Source organism: Streptomyces sp. NPDC005962, assembly GCF_040629205.1.
GTDB lineage: Bacteria > Actinomycetota > Actinomycetes > Streptomycetales > Streptomycetaceae > Streptomyces.
Map to the genome: position 1 here is coordinate 56461 of NZ_JBEXVE010000038.1, position 22338 is coordinate 78798.

General features: G+C 70.6%; 13 protein-coding genes. All 13 read left to right on the forward strand.

Annotated elements, in window-relative coordinates; all coding sequences use genetic code 11:
• Positions 1–6: 6 nt before the first annotated feature.
• From ABZ370_RS38910 to ABZ370_RS38970, 13 genes are read left to right on the forward strand one after another with little or no spacing between them, the layout of a single operon-like run.
• Positions 7–2040 carry an ATP-binding protein gene (locus ABZ370_RS38910; protein ID WP_358631549.1) on the forward strand — a complete coding sequence of 678 codons (2034 nt, stop codon included), beginning with the start codon at positions 7–9 and terminating at the stop codon, positions 2038–2040.
• The gene (locus tag ABZ370_RS38915; RefSeq protein ID WP_358631552.1) at positions 2031–2330 is read left to right on the forward strand and encodes a hypothetical protein; all 300 of its coding nucleotides are present in this window, start codon (positions 2031–2033) and stop codon (positions 2328–2330) included. Before ABZ370_RS38910 ends, ABZ370_RS38915 begins: the two co-directional genes overlap by 10 nt.
• Positions 2327–8908, forward strand: a complete 6582-nt coding sequence (locus ABZ370_RS38920) for a DUF4157 domain-containing protein (protein ID WP_358631554.1) — start codon at positions 2327–2329, stop codon at positions 8906–8908. Before ABZ370_RS38915 ends, ABZ370_RS38920 begins: the two co-directional genes overlap by 4 nt.
• A gap of 14 nt (positions 8909–8922) precedes the next feature.
• Positions 8923–9630, forward strand: a complete 708-nt coding sequence (locus tag ABZ370_RS38925) for a hypothetical protein (RefSeq protein WP_358631557.1) — start codon at positions 8923–8925, stop codon at positions 9628–9630.
• Entirely contained in the window at positions 9627–10313 is a 687-nt protein-coding gene (locus ABZ370_RS38930; protein ID WP_358631559.1) for a hypothetical protein, read from the forward strand. Before ABZ370_RS38925 ends, ABZ370_RS38930 begins: the two co-directional genes overlap by 4 nt.
• A gap of 6 nt (positions 10314–10319) precedes the next feature.
• The gene (locus tag ABZ370_RS38935) at positions 10320–10688 is read left to right on the forward strand and encodes a hypothetical protein (protein WP_358631562.1); all 369 of its coding nucleotides are present in this window, start codon (positions 10320–10322) and stop codon (positions 10686–10688) included.
• Positions 10681–11820, forward strand: a complete 1140-nt coding sequence (locus tag ABZ370_RS38940; RefSeq protein WP_358631565.1) for a hypothetical protein — start codon at positions 10681–10683, stop codon at positions 11818–11820. The genes ABZ370_RS38935 and ABZ370_RS38940 overlap by 8 nt, the downstream gene beginning before the upstream one ends.
• 24 nt (positions 11821–11844) lie before the next feature.
• Positions 11845–12378 carry a phage baseplate assembly protein V gene (locus tag ABZ370_RS38945; protein ID WP_358631568.1) on the forward strand — a complete coding sequence of 178 codons (534 nt, stop codon included), beginning with the start codon at positions 11845–11847 and terminating at the stop codon, positions 12376–12378.
• 31 nt (positions 12379–12409) lie between these two features.
• Positions 12410–12760, forward strand: a complete 351-nt coding sequence (locus ABZ370_RS38950; protein WP_358631571.1) for a hypothetical protein — start codon at positions 12410–12412, stop codon at positions 12758–12760.
• On the forward strand, positions 12757–13140 hold the full coding sequence (locus tag ABZ370_RS38955; RefSeq protein WP_358631574.1) for a GPW/gp25 family protein: 384 nt from the start codon (positions 12757–12759) through the stop codon (positions 13138–13140). Before ABZ370_RS38950 ends, ABZ370_RS38955 begins: the two co-directional genes overlap by 4 nt.
• Positions 13137–16268, forward strand: a complete 3132-nt coding sequence (locus ABZ370_RS38960; protein WP_358631576.1) for a putative baseplate assembly protein — start codon at positions 13137–13139, stop codon at positions 16266–16268. Before ABZ370_RS38955 ends, ABZ370_RS38960 begins: the two co-directional genes overlap by 4 nt.
• Positions 16265–20089 carry a putative baseplate assembly protein gene (locus ABZ370_RS38965; RefSeq protein ID WP_358631579.1) on the forward strand — a complete coding sequence of 1275 codons (3825 nt, stop codon included), beginning with the start codon at positions 16265–16267 and terminating at the stop codon, positions 20087–20089. Before ABZ370_RS38960 ends, ABZ370_RS38965 begins: the two co-directional genes overlap by 4 nt.
• Positions 20086–22314 carry a hypothetical protein gene (locus ABZ370_RS38970; RefSeq protein WP_358631582.1) on the forward strand — a complete coding sequence of 743 codons (2229 nt, stop codon included), beginning with the start codon at positions 20086–20088 and terminating at the stop codon, positions 22312–22314. Before ABZ370_RS38965 ends, ABZ370_RS38970 begins: the two co-directional genes overlap by 4 nt.
• The last annotated feature ends 24 nt before the right edge of the window (positions 22315–22338 follow it).

The following is a 22338-nucleotide window of genomic DNA, read 5'->3' on the forward strand; positions in this document are numbered from 1 at the left end:
GAGGGCATGGACAGCACGCACGATGAACGCGCGGCGGGCGCGGCGGACAGCGCCGGGTCCGACGGCCTGGCACTGGCCGCCGCCGTCCAGGCGGTCCTGGCCCGCGTCGACGCCCATGCCCGCCGCGCCACCCGTACGGCCGCAGGAGAGCCGTCCGTACGGAAGGACGAGCCGGAGGGTGAGGGCCCGGCCCTCCAACCCACTGCGCCACCGCCTACCCAACCGCCCGCCACACCCCCCGGCCCCAGCACCCTGGACGCGCTCGTCGCCTGCTTCGGCCTCAGCGACTTCGAACGGGACATCGTCCTGCTGGGCGCAGCAGCGGAGTTGGAGCCGACGGCCGCCGCGCGCTGCGCCGCTGCGAGCGGCGACCCTGCCCGTACGTACCCCACCTTCTCTCTCGCCCTCGCCGCGCTCACCGACCCGCACTGGAGCGCGCTCACGCCCGTCGCCCCGCTGCGCCGCTGGCGGATCGTGGAGCTGGAGGACGACACCCGGCTCACTACCACCCGCCTCCGCTTCGACGAGCGCATCCTGCACTTCCTCGCCGGCTCGCCGTACCTCGACGCCCGCTTGCACGGCCTGCTCCGCCGTGCCACGGTCCCGGACACGCTGCCCGCCTCGTACGACCAGGCCGCGAACCGCGTCGCCGCCGGCTGGGCTGAGTCCCGCCCCGACGCCCCGCTCCGCGTCGAACTCGTCGGCGGCGACCTGCGCACCCGTACCGACATCGCCGCGGCCGCCGCCCGCCGCTCCGGGCTCGGCCTGTACGCGATGGCCGCCGACGACGTCCCCACCGAGGCGGCCGAACGCGACCGCCTCGCCCGCCTCTGGCAGCGCGAGGCGATCCTCCTCCCCGCCGCGCTCCTCCTCGACGTCGGCGACATGGACCGCGAACAGGCCGCCGCCACCGACGCGTTCATCGCAGGTGCCGCCGTCCCGCTCGTCGTCTCCAGCCTTGACCCCCGCCCGACCGGCCAGCCGCGCGGCGAGCGGGTCACCGTGCCCCGGCTGGACGACGAGGAGCAGTTCGGCCTCTGGGCGGACGCTTTCGCTGACCTCCCCGAGGTGGAGGACGCCCATCTCCGCACGCTGGTCGCCCAGTTCCAGCTGCCGCCCCACGTCATACGCTCCGCCGCCGCGACCGTACGCCGCGACCTGCCGGACGAGGAGGAGCTGAACGCCACCGAGCTGGCGTGGCGTGCCGGGCTCATCGAGGCCCGTATCGGTCTGGACGAACTCGGCCGCCGCATCGAGCCGGAGGCGGCCTGGACCGACCTGGTGCTCAACGAGAGGCAGTTGCGGATCCTGCGCGAGATCGTCGCGCACGTCCGCCAGCGCGGCACGGTCTACCAGGAGTGGGGCTTCGCCGAGACGCTGCGCCGCGGCCTCGGCGTCACCGCCCTCTTCGCGGGCGGGTCCGGCACCGGCAAGACGCTCGCCGCCGAGGTGATGGCGAAGGAGCTCGGGCTCGACCTCTTCATCATCGATCTCTCGCAGGTGGTCAGCAAATACATCGGCGAGACCGAGAAGAACCTCCGCAGGGTCTTCGACGCCGCCGAACAGGGCGGCGCGCTTCTCCTCTTCGACGAGGCGGACGCGCTCTTCGGCAAGCGCAGCGAGGTCAAGGACAGCCACGACCGCTACGCCAACCTGGAGGTCAGCTATCTGCTGATGCGGATGGAGGCGTACCGGGGCCTGGCCATCCTCACCACAAACATGAAGAAGGCCCTCGACCCGGCCTTTATGCGCCGCATCCGCTTCGTCGTCGACTTCCCCTTCCCGGGAGAGTCCGAGCGCGCCGAGATCTGGCGCCGCGTCCTGCCCGACCGGGCCCCGATGAAGGACATCGACGCCAAGCGCCTCGCCCAACTCACCGTGGCAGGTGGCTCCATCCGCAACATCGCGCTGTCGGGCGCCTTCCTCGCGGCGGAGGAGGGCGACCGCCTCCAGATGCGCCACATGCTGGCGGCGGCGCGTACGGAGTACCTGAAGCTGGACCGCTCGCTTACGCCTTCGGAGGTCCACGGATGGGTCTGAACGAGACGACACCGCGCACCTCCGCCGTACGGGTGGACATCGGCGAACTGGTCCTGGACGGCTTCGACGCCCGCGTCGACCCGGACCGCGTCTCGGCGGCGTTCCAGACGGAGCTGACGAGGCTCGTACGCGAGCGAGGCGTCCCGCTGGCCGCATCCAGCGACGGCGAGACGATCGACCTGCTCTCCGGCCTCCCACCCCTGCCCCGGACCACCTCCCCGGCCCGCCTGGGCGAGGCGCTGGCGCGGGCGGTGCACGCGGGTCTCGCGGGACGGGGGGAGGCACGATGAGCGCGGCCCAAGCCACGACCCAGGACAATGACTCGGCGGCGAAGGACAGACGCCGCAAACGCAAGGAGCGGGCGGCCAAGTCCCGTACCCCGGAGCCCAAGGCCATCGTCAGCGGCGCGGGCCAACCCCTCGACCTCAGCGTCCGCCGCGAACTGGAAGAACAGCTCGGCCACGACTTCAGCCGCGTCCGCCTGCACACCGACCGCGACGCGGGCCAGCTCACCGAGATGCTCGGCGCGGACGCGGTAGCGGTAGGCCAGGACATCTTCTTCCGCGAGGGCACCTACCGCCCCGGCACCACCGACGGCCGCCGCCTCCTCGCCCACGAGCTGCTGCACACCGTCCAGAACCCCCACGGCCTGGGCGCACTCCGCGCAGGCCGCGACCTGGGCGCGGTGAGCCTGCCGCAGGAGCCGATTGAGCGGGAGGCGGAGGGCGCGGCGCAGGAGTCCGTACGGGGCAGGGAGCCCCAGCCCGAGACGGCGGTGGAGGAGGGCCAGGCCACACCCGGCTGGCTGCGTTACGCGACGGTCGACGCGGACCGGAACCGGATGGAGCGGATCGATCCGGCGACCCTCGTGGACCGGCTCGCGAACTCGGTCGTACGGTCGCTGCGCGGCGATCCGGAGGACCGATCGAAGCGCACCCGTATGCAACTGGCCCGGCTGTCGGAGGAGTTGCAGGACGCGGTCCTCGACCGTCTGGAGACCAGACTCCTCAGCTCGGAGCACGAGCGGGTACTCGATCTGGTCGACGAGATCGAGACCGACGACAACCTGGAGCAGAACTCACTCGAAGCCCCGGCCATCGAGCCGGACACGGCCGAGGAACTGCTCTTCGAGCGCGACGTGGACCGTCGGGATGCGGAGGAGCGGCAGGAGGAACAGCAGAAGCCGCCCGAGGCGTCAGGCCCGGAGAAGGACCAGGCGGACACGGAAGGTGCCCCTGGGAGCACCCCGGAGAACGAGAGCGCGCCACAACAGGGCGGTGGGCAGGAGCGGGCGCCGAGCGCTGGTGGCGGTGCGCCGTCCGGCGAACAGCAGCCGTCGTCATCCGAGGCACAGCAGCCTGCGGGCGAGAAGGAGGCCGAAGGGGCCAAGGGCGACGGCAAGGAAGGCACGGAGAGCAAGGGCGGCAAGGAGAACAAGGAAGGTGAGAGGGAGAAGGGCGGCAAGGAAGGCAAGGAGGGAACGGAGCAAGAGGACGCCCCGACCGCGAGCAAGGAGGAGTCCGAGGCCAAGAACCGCCCGGGCGCGGTCGATTCGCTTGTGGCGGGTCAGCAGCTGAAGAAAGAGGACAAGCGCGGAGCGGAGAAGCCCAAGGGTTCGCCGACGATGCCGGGCAAGGACACCCAGCTGCCCGGTCGGCTCAGCAGGCTCGACGGCGTTCGCAACCAGGACCTCGACCCGGAGGAAGAGGTCGACGAGGAACCGTTCGGTTCCGGCAGCGAGTCGGAGGTCGATGTCGGGGGCGGGGAGAAGAGCGCCTGGGACATCAAGCTCCAGCCGGAGGACTTCCTGCCCACCCAGGACCTCGACGTGTCCGGCGTCCCGACGGCCGACAAGCTCGACCCCTCCTCGTCCGCCTCGCCCCCAATACCGTCCTTCCCCGCGCCTCCTGTCACCAAGGCCGACAAGGTGCAGGCCGAACGGGACGCGGAGGACGCCGAGGACGCGGAGGCTGAGCCTGAGGAGGACGCCGACTCACTCGCCGATACGGAACCGTCGGTCGAGGCCGAAGAGGGCGGGCCGGGAGGCACCGGACTGGACGACGGTCTCGCCGCGGAGCGGGCCGCCGAGGCACGGCCGGGACCGGGCACGGCGTCGCGGGACCCGAAGAGTGGCACCGACCCGAAGGCCGGGCCCGTCGTCGCACAGATGACGGTGCAGGAGGCGCCGGGCAAGTCCGGGGCGGGCAGTGAGGCCAAAGAGAGCGAGGCCAAGGAACAGGCGGCCAAGGAGGAGAAAGGCACTCCCGCCGCTGGCGACAAGTCGCAAGGCGCACCGGAGAAGGGTTCCCAGCAGGCGTCGGGCAGTAAGTCCACGGAGCAGGAGCCTGCGGCCGAGGGGGAGCAGAAGGCGGCGGACTCGGCGTCGGCGGGCAAGAGCGAGCAATCAGCGGAATCACAGTCCGCCTCGCCCGCACGGGACACCCAGGTGACCGGCGGGTCCAACGCGGATACGCCGGGTGGCGCGAGCAACGAAGCGGCGAGCGGTGCCCAGAGCGAGCCGTCCGCCGAGTCGTCGCAGACCGGGCAGAGTACCCCAGCGGAGACTCCGGCACCTGCGGCCAAGGAGTCCGCACCTGCCGCCGCGCAGCCCACGAAGGCCCCCGAGGCCCCGGCTGCGACGCCCGGTCCGAAGGCCGCTCCCAAGGCAGTGAAGGCCCCGAAGGCCGCGGCGTCCAAGGCAGCTCCGGCACCCAAGGGACAGCGCGGCGGGGGCGGCGGTGGAGGAGGCGGAGGCAAGGCGGCGGCACCGGGCAAGGGTAAGAAGAAGGGCTCCGGGCCGGCCCCGAACCTTTCCCAGGTGGCCCCGGAAGCGGGACTCTCCACCGCCTCAAAGCTCAAGCCCCACGTGGCGCTGGAGGCCATGGGTGGTGTGGGCGGTGCGGTGGACCGTACCGTCGGCGACGAGCACCAGCAGCTCGCCGCGTCACCTCCTTCCATGCAGCGCCCGGCAGGCGCTCCGCAGACCCTTGAGGGCAAGCCGCAGGCCGACGCACCGGCCCAGTACTCCCAGGATCCGGCGCAGAAGTCCGAGGCCCCCGAAAAGGAGAAGGCAGAGGTCACGGGCGCCAAGGAGCCCGAGGGCCAGATCGAGGCGGAGAAAGCCGAGGAGCCGGGCGGCTGGGACACGTTCAAGATGGCCCTGGGCTTCGGCGTCGGAAAGGTTCTGAGTTGGGTCGGCTTCGAGGTGGACGCCTCGGAGCTGGCCGCCAAGTTCGCCGGCCTTCCGACGAAGGACGAAGCGCTCAAGCAGGCCCAGGCGGGCAACGCCCCGGGCGTACAGATGGCGGGCAATGCCGAGCAGACGGCCGGCGAACAGGGCACCGCCATCGACACCAAGGGCCAGGAGGCCGTCACCACGGCCCGCGACGACTCCGGCCGCGCGATGGGCGAGGATCAGGTCTACCCCAATGCTCCCAAGGAGCAGATGGCCGCGAAGGTCCCGGGCCAGCAGGGCGGCAAGGGCGGCGCGCCCGGCGGTGGCGCGGCAACGGGCGCTGTACCTCCCGAGGCGGCGTCGGAGGTGGCGGAGCACGAGCGCGGCCCGCAGTTCCAGGCGGCGTTCAGCGACGGCCAGAAGGGCATGTCCGAGGGTCGGCAGACCAAGGACCGGGACTTCCGCGACTCTCAGGCGAAGCACAAGCAACAGGTCGACGCCGAGATCGAGACCAATACCCAGAGCCAGGCGAGCGAACGAGACAAGGCTCTGAGCGATGTCACCGCCCAGCGTGAAGGCTGGCGGAAGGAGCAGGACGAGGAACTGAATTCTCTCGGCACGAAGAAGACCGAGAGGCACGAAAAGGTCCGTACGGACGTCAAGGACGAAGAGAAGAAGACCGACGACAACGTCACCAAGGAGAAGGAGACCGGCGACCAGAAGATCCGGGATGAGAACACCAAGGCTGAGGAACAAGCCGAGAAGAAGCGCGACGACAGCGTTGAGGATTCGGGCAACTGGATCAGCAAGGCCTTCGACTGGATCAAGAAGAAGGTCATCGAGATCAAGAACGCGATCGTCCGGGTCATCCGGGAGGCGCGTGACAGGGTCGTCGGCTTCATCAAGAACTTCAAGGAGACGGTCGAGGGCTGGATCAACAAGGCCCGCGAGGCGATCGTCAATGCTATCAAGAGCTTCATCGAGGACCTGATCGAATTCGCCAAGGCCATGGTCCGGGCGATCATCGAACTGGCCAACCGCATCCGGAAGTTCATCACCGACCTCATCGACGCCGCGATCGCCCTGGTCAACAAGCTCGCCAACATGCTGAAGCAGATCATCACCGATCTGCTGAACGCCATCGGCAAACTGCTGAGCAGCATCCTCGACGTCCTCAAGAAGATGCTCCAAGACGTGATCAAGGCCGTCGTGGACGCGGTCAAGGCCGTCCTGGACTTCGCCTCCAAGCTGCTCGGCGCCCTCGGCGACTTCATGCTCATCGCGGTCGACTTCCTCTCCGACCCGGGCGGTTGGCTGAGCGGAGCCAAGAACTCGGCTGTGGACGGCGCGAAGAACCACCTGTTCCGCGAGGTCAAGTCAGCGGTGAAGGCATGGTTCCAGTCGAAGATCGAGGAGATCATCGGCGTCCCGAAGGCCATCATCGACAAGCTGATCAAGGGCGGCATCTCGCTGGAGATGATGGTCAAGGAGACATGGGAGGCGATCGTCCCCCAACTCCCCTTCATCATCGGCGAGATCGTGATCACCAAGGTCATCGCCAAGCTGATCCCGGGCGCGGGCTGGGTGACGGCCGTCATCGACGCCATCCGCACGGCCATCGGTGCCCTCGGCGAGATCCTGCGCGCGATGGGCGCCGTCCTCGACTGGCTGAAAGCCGTCCGCCAGGGCGGCGCGGGCATCCTCTTCGCGAAGGCCGTAGCGGCGGGCATCGTGGCGCTGCTGGAACTGGCCTACGAGGCCCTGCTGAGCGGCATCGGCAAGTACGTCGCGAAGGTAGGCCGCCGCCTCAAGGGCGTGGCCGCCAACCTCGGCAAGGACAAGGGCGGCAAGCCCGCCGCCGCGAGCCCGCCGGCCCCAGGCTCACCCCCAGGCCCCACCGCGAGGAAGCCCCAGCCCCAGCCCCCGACCCAGCGCCCCGCCCCGGACCCGGGCAAGCCGGGAACCCGCCCGACGGCTACAAAACCGGGCCCTGGCACGAAGCCCACCACGAAACCGGGCACGAAGCCGGACGCTGACAAGCCGTCGACGCGTGGCCCGGGCAAGGAAGAAGGCCCCGCCAGGCCCAGTCCCACGACCGACGCCAAGAGGCCCACGGTCAATGACAACAACGGCAAGCCGAAGGACAAGGAAGACGACAAGCCGGACACCCGCCCCACCCCGGCCGCGAAACCTAAGCCCAAGCCTGAACCCCCGGCGAAGCCGAAGATCGAGCCGGAAACGAAACCAAAGCCGAAGGATGGCACTCCGGATAAACCGAAGAACGGCGACCAGGACTCGACCAAGCCGAAGGACGACGACAAGGGTCCCCGGAAGGACAAGGGCCAGGACCCCAGCAAGCCCAAGGACCAAGACCCGGCCAGGCCCAAGGGCAAAGAAGGCGCGGACGGCGACAAGCCGATAAAACCCAAGGACGGCAAGGGTGGCGGCAAGTCGACCAAGCCCAAGGACAACGACGACAAGGACAAGGACAGCAAAAAGGGCCGAGACGGCGACGGCAAGGGCGGCCCGAGGAAACCGAAGGACGGGGAGCGGAAAAACAAGGACCTGGCCAAGGAGAAGCAAGAGAAGAAGGACCAACGCAAGGAGGAAGAGGGGCAGTCTAAGGACGACAGGCTGGACGAGATTGTCAAGCGCATTCGCCGAATCCTAAGGAAGCGCCTTAAGCCAGGAATTCCGCGAACTGCTCATTTGCAGCTGCTTGCCGCTCTCCGTCGGCACTACAGACTTACAGATCTGATCAAGATCGGTGGCCCTAACCCCGAGATCAGGGCTATATTGAACCCGGTGCAACACGTCACCAGTTACAGCGAGGACGGCTTGAATGACTATCTGGTCAAGCACAAGCTCCCGCGGCCCGACAAGAATAATTTCGCAGATGGAGTTGATCCCAAGGGTTTCAAGCGAGATTTCATTAATCCGGGATGGGCGCAGATTAACGGAAAGCCGGCCCCAGGGAAGGGGCAGCGGCAGGGCATAGTCGGGTGGAGTCACATCGACGATGCCGAGCTTCAGGATTTCCGGGGGGCGTACTTCCAGTGGGACGCCATGCACCTACTGCCCAGGGAGCTTGGCGGTCCGCAGGAGGGGGCAAACTTCATCCCCGCCTACAGTCACATCAACAAGCCGTTCTATACGGATTTCGAATCAACGGCGGCCAAAAGATTCGGGATACCATTCAATGGTGCGGAACATGTTCCCGGCTGGTATGAGGTTAACCTGACTCTCTATGGAGGTGCGGCGCCGGGAATGGGATATGAAGGCGACAAATTTCCTCGGGGGTTCCCCGAGACTATGAGTGCCGAGTGGGGGGTCTATAAACGGGTAGAAGGGGCCTCAGGAGAGGAGCCGGCCCACTGGGTGGTTGATGAAAGGGACTCAAAGAAGCCAGTGGATAAGTTCGATCCTCCCCCTTCGAGTCGTAGGCCTGTGCCGAACATCAACACGTGTAGCAGGAAAGAAGTGACTGGCCTGGGATGGCTTCCCTCGGAGTGGGTGGATGCCATCCTCTATGAGCGGGCAAAGAGCCACTTCAGTGACATGGATGATGTCAGCGCAAGACTCCGTGCCTACCGCGTCCCCGGGCAAGGGGCAGGGCAGGGGCTCGCGGACCTTGACAAATATCTCAAGAGAATGCGCAACCACAGTGGCAAGGGGCGCTTCACCTTCCAGTAGGCATGGCAGAGGGAGTGAGTTATATCAACGAGCTAGAGTTCAAATACAGGAATTTGATCGGCCAACTCACCAGAAATGAGAAGCTGAAGATCGCAAACGTGACCTACGGCGAGCCTTCGCTTGCCTTCAGGAATCTCCAGGACCTTTCTCACTTCAACCCCGACTGGGGAGAAATTCGGCTCGATGAACAGATGGTCAATGAGGCTCTTTCGCTCACCAGTGTGTCGATCTACTGGAAATCATCGCCTCCGCTCCCGGAGATTTGTGGAGAATTTCATCTGCCATCGCCGGTCGAAATCTTGGGTATGGGGTCAGATCCTGCAGCTGAACTGCTGGAGGACCCGTTTCATCGAGAGTTTGTCTCGCAACTCCGCCCTTTCGATATGGCCCAGGTGTCGACCCCTCGCTACATGTCTAGTATTCGAATGACCCCGTTGGCGGGGGCGATGGAAGTTTGGTTCCATGACCTGACGATTATGGAGACCCCACCTTACCCCGTGGCATACACCAAACTCGACTTGACGTTCGTTGAATATCAGGAAGCGCTACTCCGCACAAAAGGGTTGCGTGGCTGGCAGTATCTATTTGCGGACATCTCACTCGCCGACCCTGGTTTGAGTGATATCGGGGAGAGTCTCGAGCAAGCTTTTGAGGTGCTGCCGGTCATTTTCCCGGACGACGATTTCTCCCCGTTGCGTGAACGTCTGGAGGCCCGGCTGTGACCCGCTACGCAGACATACCCAAGCCCATCCGCTCCGGCATCGTCATCGTCGACCCCGACCGCGGCACCCCCCAACGCATCATCGTGCTGCAATTCAACCCCGACACCCTCGAACGCTCCCTCGCCCCCCAATCCGCCGGCGACCAAGCCGACAGCGGCGGAGGAGGGAGCGGAGGCGGGGACAGAAACGAGGCGCTGCGGCTCAAGGGTCCTGCCCAGGAGACGTGGAAGTTCACCGCCGAGATCGACGCGACCGATCAGTTCGAGGTGGCGGCGCCCGACGGGATTCATCCTCAGCTCGCCGTGCTGGAAATGCTCGTGCAGCCGACGACCGCCAAGTTGCGGGAGGCTTCGCGGCTGTCGAAGAAGGGGACCATCGAGATCACCCCCATCGAGATGCCGCTGACCCTCTTCACCTGGGGGAGCAAGCGCGTCATGCCGGTCCGGATCACCGAGCTGTCGATCAACGAGTCGGCCTTCGACGTGAACCTCAACCCCATCCGGGCCTCCCTCAGCATCGGCCTCAAGGTGTTGACCATCAGCGACCTGCCCGCCGGGCACCGGGGTGCGGAGCTGTACCTCGCGCATCTCGCGCAGAAGGAACGGCTGGCCGCGGCGGCACGCGGAGGGGCCTTGAGCGCGCTGGGGCTCAACAACGGGGACATCGGGCTGGGGAGGGTGTAGGCGGACATGGCCGGGATTCAGCCGTACGAGAGCGCGCTGGACGGGGCTCCGGGGTCGCACCCCTACCCCCGCACCAGTCGGTATCACGACGCCGAGATCGGCGTGCACACCCAGCCCGACGGGACCGAAGTGCGGTACGCCAAGCGCCGGTTGCTGCCGCCGCTCAACGAAACGGCGGAGGAGACCGCACCGCACACCGTCAGCAGCGGAGAGCGCCCGGACCAGCTCGGCCAGAGGTACCTGGGCGACCCCGGCCAGTGGTGGCGGATCGCCGATGCCAATCCCGCCCTCGACCCCCGGGAGCTGACCGCCGAGCCGGGCCGGGAGATAGAGATTCCGCTGCCCGGCGGATTCCCCGGGGGTGGCCGTGGCTGACGAGCCCGTGGGGCAGGGGCCCATCCATCTGGAGCTCAGGATGGGGCCCAGACTCACCCGCCCGGTACCGCCCGAAGTGACCGAGGCACTGCTCTCCGCGCAGATCACCATGACGGCGGGGGAGCGGAGCGGGTTCCAGATCGCGTTCGACCTGACCAAGAAGGGGGCGATCATCGACCGGCTGCTGCCCGAAGGGTTCTTCGACCCCCGGACCAGGGTGGTCATGACGGCGGCCGTCAAGGGAACCCCCATCGTGCTGCTCGACGGCCTGATCGTGCGTCAGGAGGTCGGGGCGAGCAACCAGCCGGGGCAGACCACCCTCACCGTCACCGGCGAGGACCTCACCCTCCTCATGGACCTCGAAGAGCGGACCGACCGGTACCCCGGCCTCCGGCCCGCCCTGCGCGTCGAGCGGATTCTCGCGAGGTACACCGACTACGGGATCGACACCCACATCGTCGACGAGAAGATCCCGCAGACCCCCAACGTCCAGCAGCGCGTGGACTACCAGACCGGCACCGACCTCCAGTACCTCAACGAGCTGGCCCGCGCCAACGGGTTCACGTTCTACCTCGAACCCGGGCCGGCCCCCGAGCGCTCCCTCGCCTACTGGGGGCCCGAACGGCGCATCGGCCGCCCGCAGCACGCGCTCAACGTCAACATGGACGTCAACTCCACCGTCGACCAGCTCACTTTCGCCTACGACGGCACCGCCCGCGAAGAACCCCAGGCCCGCTGGCAGGACCCCAGGACCAGGGACTCCACCCTCCTCCCGCAGCAGGACATCAGCCCCCTGCGCCCGCCCCTCGGCGCGCGGCCCACGCCCGCGCTGAAACGCAAGACCCTCACCGGGACGGCCAAGATGGACCGGGGGCAGGCCGAGGCCGAGGCGATGGCGCGGGCGGCGACGTCGGCGGACGCGATCTCCGGGTCCGGGTCGCTCGACGTCAACCGGCACGGGTACATCCTCCAGCCGCGCCAGCTGGTCGGCGTGCGGGGCGCCGGGAGGACGTACGACGGCGAGTACTACGTCAAGTCCGTCACCCACACCATCCGGCCCGGGTCCTTCCAGCAGAACTTCACGATCTCGCGCGAGGGACTGCTCGCGCGCAACAGCACCGTTCGGCCGTAGGCCGGGAAGGATCAGGAGCACCGCATGGCCGTTGCGCCCAACAACCGTTTCCTCGGCAAGTTCCGGGGACGGGTCCGCGACAACCAGGACCCCCTCGGCATCGGCAGGATCACCGCCGACGTGCCGGACGTGCTCGGCGACGAGCCGAGTACGTGGGCCATGCCGTGCTTTCCGTTCACCGGGGAGCAGCAAAAGCCCGCGGGCCAGTACGTCGTGCCGTCCGTCGGGGCGGGCGTGTGGATCGAGTTCGAGCAGGGGGACCCGAGCTTCCCCATCTGGACCGGGTGCTGGTTCGGGGCACGGGAGCAGCTGCCGGAGGACGCGCGGTCCGACCCCGCGACCGCCCACCCCGTCGTGATCCAGACGCCCGGCAAGCACAAGATCGTGATGTCGGACGTGCCCGCCAACGGGATTCTCCTCCAGGCAACCGGCGGCGCGTACGTGAAGATCGACGCTTCCGGAGTGCATATCGACAACGGCCAAGGTGCGTCGATTTCGCTCGTCGGCGATCAAGTCGAGATCAATGAGGGCCGGTTGACCGTGCCCAAGAAGCGATAAGCGCGGAGTATCAGCAGAACGGGGAGAGACAGTGCCGTCCGGGAATCTCGTCAACCACACCGCCACCATCAGCTGCCCGCACGGGGGCAGGGCACAGCCGATGTCCGCCCCGTCGTCCGGAGCGGTGCTGCTCGACGGGCAGCCCGTGCCGAGCGCCGCCGACGTCTACGTCGTCGTCGGCTGCCCGCACACCGCCGACGGGCTCCCCGTGCCGTGCGTCACCGTCCGGTGGACCCCGGACCGCGACGGCGTGCTGGTCGACGGCGTACCCGTGCTGCTCGACAGCACCTCCGCCCAGTGCTTCACCGCAGCGATGGTGCCCCAGGGACCCCCGGTCGTGGCCGCCACGCGAGACGGACGACAAGGAGTGGTGTGCCAGTGAGGGCACAGACATCGCGTACGGATATCGCGTTCCCGTTCAGGGTCGACCGGCGCGGGCGCACCGCGCACGCGGACTACGACGACCACATACGGGATCTGATCGAGCAACTGCTGTTCACCAGCCCCGGCGAGCGCGTCATGCGCCCCGACTTCGGATGCGGGCTGCTGGACCTCGTGTTCACCCCCAACAGCCCCGAGCTGGCCTCTGCCCTCGAACTCTCCGTCCAGGCCGCCCTGCAGCGCTGGCTCGGCGAGCTGATCGACGTGGAGGCGCTGGACGTGGTGAGTGAGGAGAACGTCGTGCGGGTCCATCTCCGCTACGTGGTGCGCTCCACCGCGAGCCTCCGCGACGAGGTGTTCGAGGGGAGGGGTGCGGCATGACGTCCCGGACGGACACCCGGCGCCACCGCGTCCGCGCCGCCGACCTCAACGGCGTCGACGCCGTCGAAGTCGCCGACGACGGCCTCACCCTCACCGTCTCCTTCCTCGGCAAGGCCCCCCACGGCCTCTGCCCCGAGAACGTACGCATCGACGGCGGCCGCCGCGTCACCGGCATCGGCGTCGTGGACATCTCCGTCGAGCGGGAGGACGATCCCGAACTCGACGACACGCTGTACGTGACCGTCGACCGCGCCGGGGACACCTCCCCCTACCGACTCGCCCTCGTCGAAACCGACCCCTTCGGACGCCCCGGCGACACCCCCTTCCCCGGCTTCGACCAGCGCTACTACACCGCCGAGTTCCGCTTCCGGCCCGACTGCCCCACCCCCTTCGACTGCGCAGACGAGACCACAGACCTTCCGACCACCTATCGGCCCGCCCCCGTCGTCGACTACACCGCCCGCGACTACGACACCCTCCGCGCGGTCGTCCTCGACCGGCTCCGCCTCACCACCCCCGGCTGGATCGAGCGCAACGCCGCCGACCTCGGCACCACCCTCGTCGAACTCCTCGCCTACACCGCCGACCAGATCAGCTACCACCAGGACGCCGTCGCCACCGAGGCCTACCTCGACACCGCCCGCCGCCGGGTCTCCGTACGCCGCCACGTCCGGCTCATCGACTACCCGATGCACGACGGCTGCGCCGCCCGCGCCTACGTCGCCGTCGAAACCGCCGAGCGGCTGACGCTGCGCCCCGGCACGTACCGCTTCGCCGCCGTCGACGTCCGCACCCTCGCGCCCCGCGACCGGCCCGAGACCGGCACCGTCATCGACGACCGCGACCTCGCCGTGCTGGACGAGCGCGGTTCGGTGGAGGTCTTCGAACCGCTCTCCGACCGGCCCCTGCGGCTGCGGCCCGCGCACAACGCGATCCGCCTGTGGACCTGGGGCGAGGAGGTCTGCTCGCTCCCGAGGGGCGCGAGCGCCGCGACGTTACGCGACGAGTGGACCGACGACCGCCGCGAGGAGCGCGCCCTCGACCTGCGCCCCGGCGATCTGCTGCTCTTCGAGGAGATCCGCGGCCCCCGCACCGGCACCCCGGGCGACGCCGACCCGGCCCATCGGCACGCCGTACGCCTCACCTCCGTCACCCCCGCCGTCGACCGGCTGGCGCGGCAGCCGGTGCTGGAGGTGACGTGGGGCCGGGCGGACGCGCTGCCGTTCGCGCTGTGCCTGACCACCCGCGCCGGTACGGGCTGCGCGCCCGTCGAGGACGTGACCGTGGCGCGCGGCAACGTGGCCCCGGCCGACCACGGCCGCTCGCTGACCTGGGGCTGCGAACCGGGCCTGCCCGAGACCGTCACCGTGCCGACTGTTCCGCCCGTCGCCGGGTCCTGCGCGCCGCCCGCCTTCGGCTGCTTCGACGAGGACGCCGGCAACGAGCCCGCCCGCCTCATCGGCGCGCTCCTCGACCAGACCCGCCACGGTGGCCAGCTCACCGCGCACGATGTACGGGAGCTGTTCGCCGTCGTGGGAGACGCAGCGACCGAACGCGCCGGGATCGGCCTGGAGCGCGCCGGACAGCGCCGGGAGCGGGTCGTGCCCGGCACCGCGTACGCCCAGGCCGAGGCGCTCGGAACGCTGCTCGCCCAGGGCCTCTACCCGGGCATCGCACCCCGCTTCCGGCCGGTCCTCCAGCGCTCGCCCGTCGCCCAGACCGTGCCGTTCCCCGACCCGCCCCACATCGCCGCCGGGCAGGCCGAACGGCTGGCCGCCATCCCCGGCCGCGCCCGGCACCGCCTGCTGGAGCTGTGGCGTAGCGCCCGTGACCACGACGGGCTCTCGGACGACGAGACGCGCGAGCTGACCGTGCTGTTCGGGTTGCGGCTGCTGGAACGGCTGGAGCTCGCCCGGCACCCCGTACGCGCCCTCCGCGAACTGCTGCACCGCTCCGACCAGTTGCTCGCCGTCAAGCTGCGCCGCCTCGCCATACTGACCGCACGCGCCGGGGCGGGGACCGTACTCGACCCGCACATCGCCTGGGAGATCGGCCACAGCTGGGGCCGGGCGTACGCGCACGGGCTGCACCCGGACGATCCGGCGCTGCACGGCCCCGCCGCCGCGATCAGCCCCGACCCCCGGGCCGCGCTGCCCGCCGTACGCGTCGAGGACGGGGACGACATCTGGGTGCCCCGCCGCGATCTCCTCGCATCCGGGTCCCGCGACCGGCACTTCGTCGGCGAGCTGGAGGACGACGGCCGCGTCGCGCTGCGCTTCGGCGACGGCCGCCACGGCGCGAAGCCGACCCCCGGGGCCCGGCTGCACCTCCACTACCGGCTCGGCGGCGGCACGGCGGGCAACGTCGGCGCGGAGGCCATCAACCACCTCGTCCTCTCCCGCGAGCCCGACGGCCCGTTGCCCGTCGCCGGGGTGCGTAACCCGCTGCCCGCCGTCGGCGGCACCGAGCCCGAGCCCGTCGAGCAGGTACGCCAGCTCGCCCCGCTCGACCTCAAGCGGACCCGGCTGCGGGCCGTCACCGCCGAGGACTACGCGGCGCTCGCGGCCGAACTGCCCGGCGTACAGCGGGCGGCGGCCGAGATCCGCTGGACCGGCAGCGTCCAGGAGGCGCACATCGCCATCGACGCGCACGGGACCGGGACACCACCGCGAACCCTGCTCGACTCGGTCGCGCACGCCCTGGAGCGGTACCGCAGGATCGGGCACGACCTGGTCGTCGGCCCCGCCCAGCCGGTCCCGCTGGATATCGCCGTCGAGGTGTGCGCGGCGCCCGGTCATCAGCACGGGCAGATCCTGGCCGAGCTGTACCGGGTGCTCGGCAGCCGCCCGCTGCCCGGCGGACGGCTCGGCTTCTTCCACCCCGACGCGCTCACCTTCGGCGAACCGGTCCGGCTCAGCCGCATGGTGGCCGTCGCCGCGGCCGTGCCCGGGGTCGAGAGCGTGGCGGTCACCCGGCTGCGGCGGATGTTCCACCCCGACGACGGAGAGAGGGAGGCAGGCGTGCTGCGGCTCGGCCCGCTGGAGGTCGCCCAATGCGACAACGACCCCGACCGGCCGGAGAACGGCCGCGTCGAGATCACCCTGATCAACGACGGAGGTGCGCGATGAGCGGCGCTTGCGCCTGCGGCTGCGGCGGCCACGACGAGCGCCGCGCCCCCGACGCCCTCCACAACCCGCCCGGCCGCACCGCCCTGGACTACCGGGTGGGGGAGTACGGCTCGTTCCTCGCCGCCATGCTCGACCGGCTCGCCTCACCCGCCTACCCCGCGCTGCGCGGCCTGACCGTCCGCACCCCGGACGACCCGGCCGTCGGGCTGCTGGACGCCTGGGCCGTCCTCGGCGACCTGCTGACCTTCCACTCCGAGCGGATTGCCGACGAGGGCTATCTGCGCACCGCCGGTGAACACCGCTCGCTCGCGCTCCTCGGCCGCCTCGTCGGACACGTGCCGCGCCCGGGTGTCGCCGCCGACACCCACCTCGCCTACACCGTCGACCGCGACCCGCGCGCCGAGGACGTCCTCGTCACGATCCCGCGCGGCGCCCTCAGCCACAGCGTGCCCGCCGCCTCCGACGAGGAGCCGCACACCTTCGAGACCGACGAGGACCTGACCGCCCACTGGTCCTGGAACGAGCTGGCGGTACGGCGCCGCCGGCCCGCCCTGCTGACCCCCGATGACCTGAAGCAGCGCTCCGAACTGCTCGTCGCCGGGACCTCGACCGGACTGGCCACCGGCGATCAGCTCCTCTTCGTCTTCGCGGGCTCCGGCGACGGCACCTCCGGGCAGCGCCTGCTGCTGCCCGCCTCGCGGATACGCGTCGACCGGGACGAGAACGTCACGGCGATCGGCCTGCCGCAGTCGCCGCCCGCGTCCTTCAAGGAGCTGGTGGACGAACTCCGCCAGTGGATCGCCCCACCGGAGGGGGACCCGGACGCAGGCGAACCCGAACCCACCCCCGACCACCCCGACCCCCGCCCCATCAGCAGGCTCATCGACGCCTTCGACGCCCAGGTCCTGGCCCCACTCCGCGCCGACCTCGACGACCTCACCCGCCCCGCCCAGCTTGCCCGCAGGCTCGCCGAACCGCACGCCCGGCTGGCGGAGGCGCAGGCGCTCGCCGCCCCCTACGAGGAGGTCGCGGCCTGGTTCGAGCGGCTGGAGGCGGTGATCGGCGAACTGGCCGAGCGCGCCGGGGAACTGGAGGCCGCCCAGCCCGCGCAGCGCGGCCCGCGGTCGCAGCTCACCCACGACCGCCCGGAGGAGACCGGCCCCCGGACCCCGGCCGCGATCCGCGCGCTCGGCGCCGTACTCCCCGCGCTGCGCACCGGCGTCGTACGGCCCCCGGCCGGGGCCGCGGCGGCCGGGCACCTCTTCGCGCCCGGCTCGGACCTCGCCCCGCGGATCCTCGCCGCCCTCGACCCGCGCCTCGGAACCGGGCTGTACGCCGCCTGGCGGCAGGCCGCCCCTCCCGAGCAGGCCACCGCCCTGCTCCGCGAGCTGCTGGCGATGCGCGTCACCGCAGCGCCCTTCGGCGCGACCGCACCGCTGAAGGCCGTGCAGGACGACCGCGGCCGCGTCATCCGGCAGGTCGACTGGCCGCTCACCGGCGGCGCGCTGACCAGCATGCGCGTCGTGTACGACACGGCGGGCAAGGTGCCGGTGAAGGCCGAGTTCCAGCACACCGAGACCGGCACCTCGGTGCAGCGCAGCGAGAACCTGCCGCAGAACGAGACCTTCGACCTCCCGCCCGGCCGGATCGAACTGTCCACCCGCACCGGCCAGGACCACGACCTGAGCTGGCTCAGCCGCCGCCCCGTCGACACCCAGGAGCCCGGCGTCACCGCCAGGCTCCTGCCCGGCCTGCCCGCCTACACCCTGTTCGTCTCCCGCCCCGCCGAGGACGGCCGTGTGCACATCGCCGTGGAGGTGGACGGCGGCGAGTCCCCGCAGTGGCGGCTCGCGCGCGGCGACCAGAAACAGGTCACCCTCGGCCGGTACGAGCTGGCCATCCGGTACACCCCGGGCAGCGAGCCACCGGCCGTCGAGATCGGCATCGCGACCGTCCCCGAACCCGCCCACCGCAACGTCCTGGCCCTCGACTCCGTATACAACGGCATCACGGTCGGCAGCTGGGTCGCCATCGAACGCCCCCGCAAGGGCGCGGGCGCGGAGGGTACAGAGGGCTCCGGCGGGATACCCGGCGACAAGAAGCTGGCCTTCGTCACCACCCGCGTCACCGCCGTCCGCACCGCCGCGTACACCAACTACGGCATCACCGGCCGCGGCACCGAACTCACCCTCGCCGACCCCTGGCTCGACGAACACGACGTCGTCCTCTCCGCGATCCGCGACACCACCGTGCACGCGGGCGGCGAACCGCTGCGCCTCGCCGACGAGCCGCTCGGCGAGGACGTCCACGGCAACGAACTCGAACTCGCCGAGCTGTACGAGGGGCTGCGCCCCGGCCGCCGCGTTGTCGTCTCCGGCGAGCGCACCGACCTCCCGGGTTCCGCCGCCCTCCGCGGCACCGAACTCGCCGTCATCGCGGCCGTCGAACAGCGCGTCGACCCCGACCTGCCCGGCGACCACGTCCACACGGTCCTCACCCTCACCGCCGACCTCGGCTACCGCTACCGCCGCGACACGGTCCGGGTGCAGGGCAACGTCGTACCGGCCACCCACGGCGAGAGCCGCGACGAGCCCATCGGCAGCGGCGACGCCACCCGCGCCCACCAGACCTTCGCGCTCTGGCAGTCCCCGCTGACCTGGCTGCCCGCCGACAACCCGCTGGGCGCCACCCCCGCCCTCGAAGTCCGCGTGGACGGACTGCTCTGGCACCGGGCCGACAGCCTCGCCGGGCGCGGACCACGCGAGCGGATCTACCTCACCGGGACCACCGCGGACGGCCGTACGACGGTGACCTTCGGCGACGGCGTCAACGGCGCCCGCCTCCCCACCGGACACGAAAACGTCCGCGCCCGCTACCGCTTCGGCACCGGCGGCCCCCACGGCGCGGCCAACGTCGCCGCGAACCGCGTCACCCAGCCCCTCACCCGCCCCCTCGGCGTCACCGCCGTCACCAACCCTCAGCCCGCCACCGGCGGCGCCGTGGGCGACGGCCCGGGCCTCACCCGCCGCACCATCCCGCTCGCGGTCTCCGCCCTCGACCGCCTCGTCTCCGTCCGGGACTACGAGGACTTCGCCCGCTCCCGGGCGGGCATCGGCCGTGCCCACGCCGCCGAACTCCACGACGGGCGGCGTACGGTGCTTCATGTGACGGTCGCCGGAGTGGACGACGTGCCGATCGCCGACGACGCCGAGGTGCTGCGCGCCCTGCGCGCCTCACTCGCCACCTACGGCGACACCCGGCTCCCGGTCCGGGTGGAGTGGCGCGAACTCGTACTCCTCCTGCTGGCCGCCAGGGTGAAAGTGGCGCCCGACCACACCTGGGCGCTCGTCGAACCACGCGTGCGCACCGCGCTGCTGACAAAACTCGGCTACCCGGGACGGGAGTTGGGCCAACCCGCCCGGCTCTCCGACGTCCTGGCCACCGCCCAGTCCGTACCCGGCGTCGACTACGTCGACGTCGACGCCTTCACCGGCGTCCCCGCCTCCAGCACCCCGCAGGAGCTGAGCCGCCTGGCCACCGGCCTGGACCGGCCACGCGACACCGTCCCGGCACGGAGCGCCGAGTACGGCGAGGACACGTACCGCGTCACCGCGGCCGACGGCGAGACGCTCACCGACATCGCGGCACGCGGCGGCATCACCCTCCCCGAACTGCTGCGCCTCAACCCCGACATCACCGACACCGCCCGCCTGCCCAAGGGCCGCTCGGTGTTCGTCTTCCGCGGCATCAGGCCCGCACAGCTCGCGCTGTTCACGCCCGACGTCCCCGACACGCTGATTCTGACGGAGGTCACATCATGAGCAGGGAGCCGGACGGGCTCGCCGAGCTGCTCCCCGGGTGGCATCGGCTCCGCGACGCCGAGGCGGGCGAGCCCCTGCGCGCGCTGCTCGCGGTCATCGCCGAGCAGGCCGACCTCGTACGCGACGGGGTCGAGCAGCAATACGAGGACTGGTTCGTGGAAACCGCCGCCGACTGGGTGCTGCCCTACCTCGGCGACCTGGTGGGCTACCGCCCGCTGCCCGGCTACGAGCGCGTGCTCGCCACCGGCCTGCGCGACGGCGGACGCCCCGACGCCTCCCGGCAGCGGCTCGCCGAGGCCCTCGCCCCGCGCCGGGACGTCGCCGCCACGGTCGGCCACCGGCGCCGCAAGGGCACACTCGCGCTGCTGGAGGAGGTGTCGGCATCGGTCGCCGGATGGCCCGCGCGGGCCGTCGAGCTGTCCCGGCTCGTCTCCCACCAGCAGCCGGTCAAGCTACTCAAGGGAGCCGACGACGCCGGGGGCGCCGACGCGCGCAGGCTCGCCCGCGGCCGCCTCGCCGACCTGCGGGACGGCTCGGCGCTCGACCTCGCGGGCGGCCCGTTCGGCGCGGTGGCCCGCTCGGTGGACGTACGGCGCGCCAACTCCCGGCGCACGCAGGGCGGTTACACCCCGGCCGGGGTCGGGCTCTTCGTGTGGCGGCTGAAGCCGTACCAGGTGACCCGGGCGCCCGCGTACTGCGTCGACCGGGCCCGCAACCTGTACACCTTCTCCATCCTCGGCAATGACACCCCGCTGGTGACCCGGCCCGAACCGGAGCCGTCGGCCGCGCACATCGCCGCGATCGACAACGTCCCGGCGTACCTCCGCCGCAGACAGCTCGCGGACCGGCTCGCCGACGCTTACGGCCCGGGCAAGTCCTTCGCCATCTGGCGCGACGGGCAGGAGGAGCCGGTACCGCCGTCGGACCTCGTGGTGGCCGACCTGACCGACTGGCGCTACCGCCCGAAGCGCGGCCAGGTGGCCGTCGACCCGGTGCTCGGCCGGATCGCCTTCGGCTCGCGCTCCGCGCCGCGTCAGGGCGTATGGGTGACGTACCACTACGCCTTCGCCGACGACATCGGCGGCGGCGAATACCCGCGCGACGACCGTCAGACGCCCGCCCGTCGCCCGACCACCACCCCTCACGGAGGCCCTTCGGGCAGCCCCCTTTCCTCTGCCGAGATCTACCGGGTCGGCCCCGGCTGCGCCTACCAGCGCGTCATGGACGCCTACGGGCAGTGGAAGAACGACCGCCGGGCCGGGCGGTGCGGCCCCGACGGCATCATCGAGATCACCCACAGCGGCGCCTACCAGGAGCAGCTGGACTTCGACCTCGACCCCGGCGACCGCCTCCAGGTGCGCGCCGCCGAGGGCACACGGCCGGTCATCCGGCTGCTCGACTGGTACAGCAACCGCCCCGACGCGCTCAACATCCGCGCGCCGGAGGAGTGCGACGGGCCCGGTGACGCGCCGCGCATCGTGCTGGACGGGCTGCTCATCGCCGGGCGCGGGCTCAACGTCACCGGACCCGTCGGCACCGTCGTCCTGCGCCACTGCACCCTGGTGCCCGGCTGGTCCCTGGAGCCGGAGTGCGACCCGCGTTCCCCGGACGAGCCGAGCCTGGTCCTGGAGCGCACCACGGCGTGTGTGCAGATCGAGCGCTCCATCCTCGGCACGATCGAGGTCATGGGCGACGAGGTGCACACCGACCCGCTCGCCCTCCACATCCGCGACTCCATCCTCGACGCCACCGGCCACGACCGCCCGGCGCTCTCCGCCCCGGACTGCCGCCACGCCCACGCCGTGCTGTACGCCCACCGCACCACCGTCATCGGCGAAGTCCACGCCCACGCCGTCCAGTTGGGTGAGAACAGCATCTTCACCGGCCGGATGCATGTGGCCCGACGTAGCATCGGCTGTCTGCGCTTCTCCTACGTCCCGCCGGGCTCGCGCACCCCGCGCCGCCACCGCTGCCAGCCGGACCTGGTGGGCGTGGCCGAGGCATGGCGGGTGCGGCCGCACTTCAGCGGCGAGCGCTACGGAACCCCGGTGTACGGGCAGCTGGCCGCCGGATGCGCCGACGAGATCCGCAGGGGCGCGGAGGACGGGGCCGAGATGGGCGCCTTCCACGACCTCTACCAGCCACAGCGCGAGGACAGCCTGCGCGCCCGCCTCGCCGAGTACACACCGGCCGGAACCGACGCGGGAGTCGTCTACGTGACGTGACGAAGTGGCCTGACGCCGGGCGCC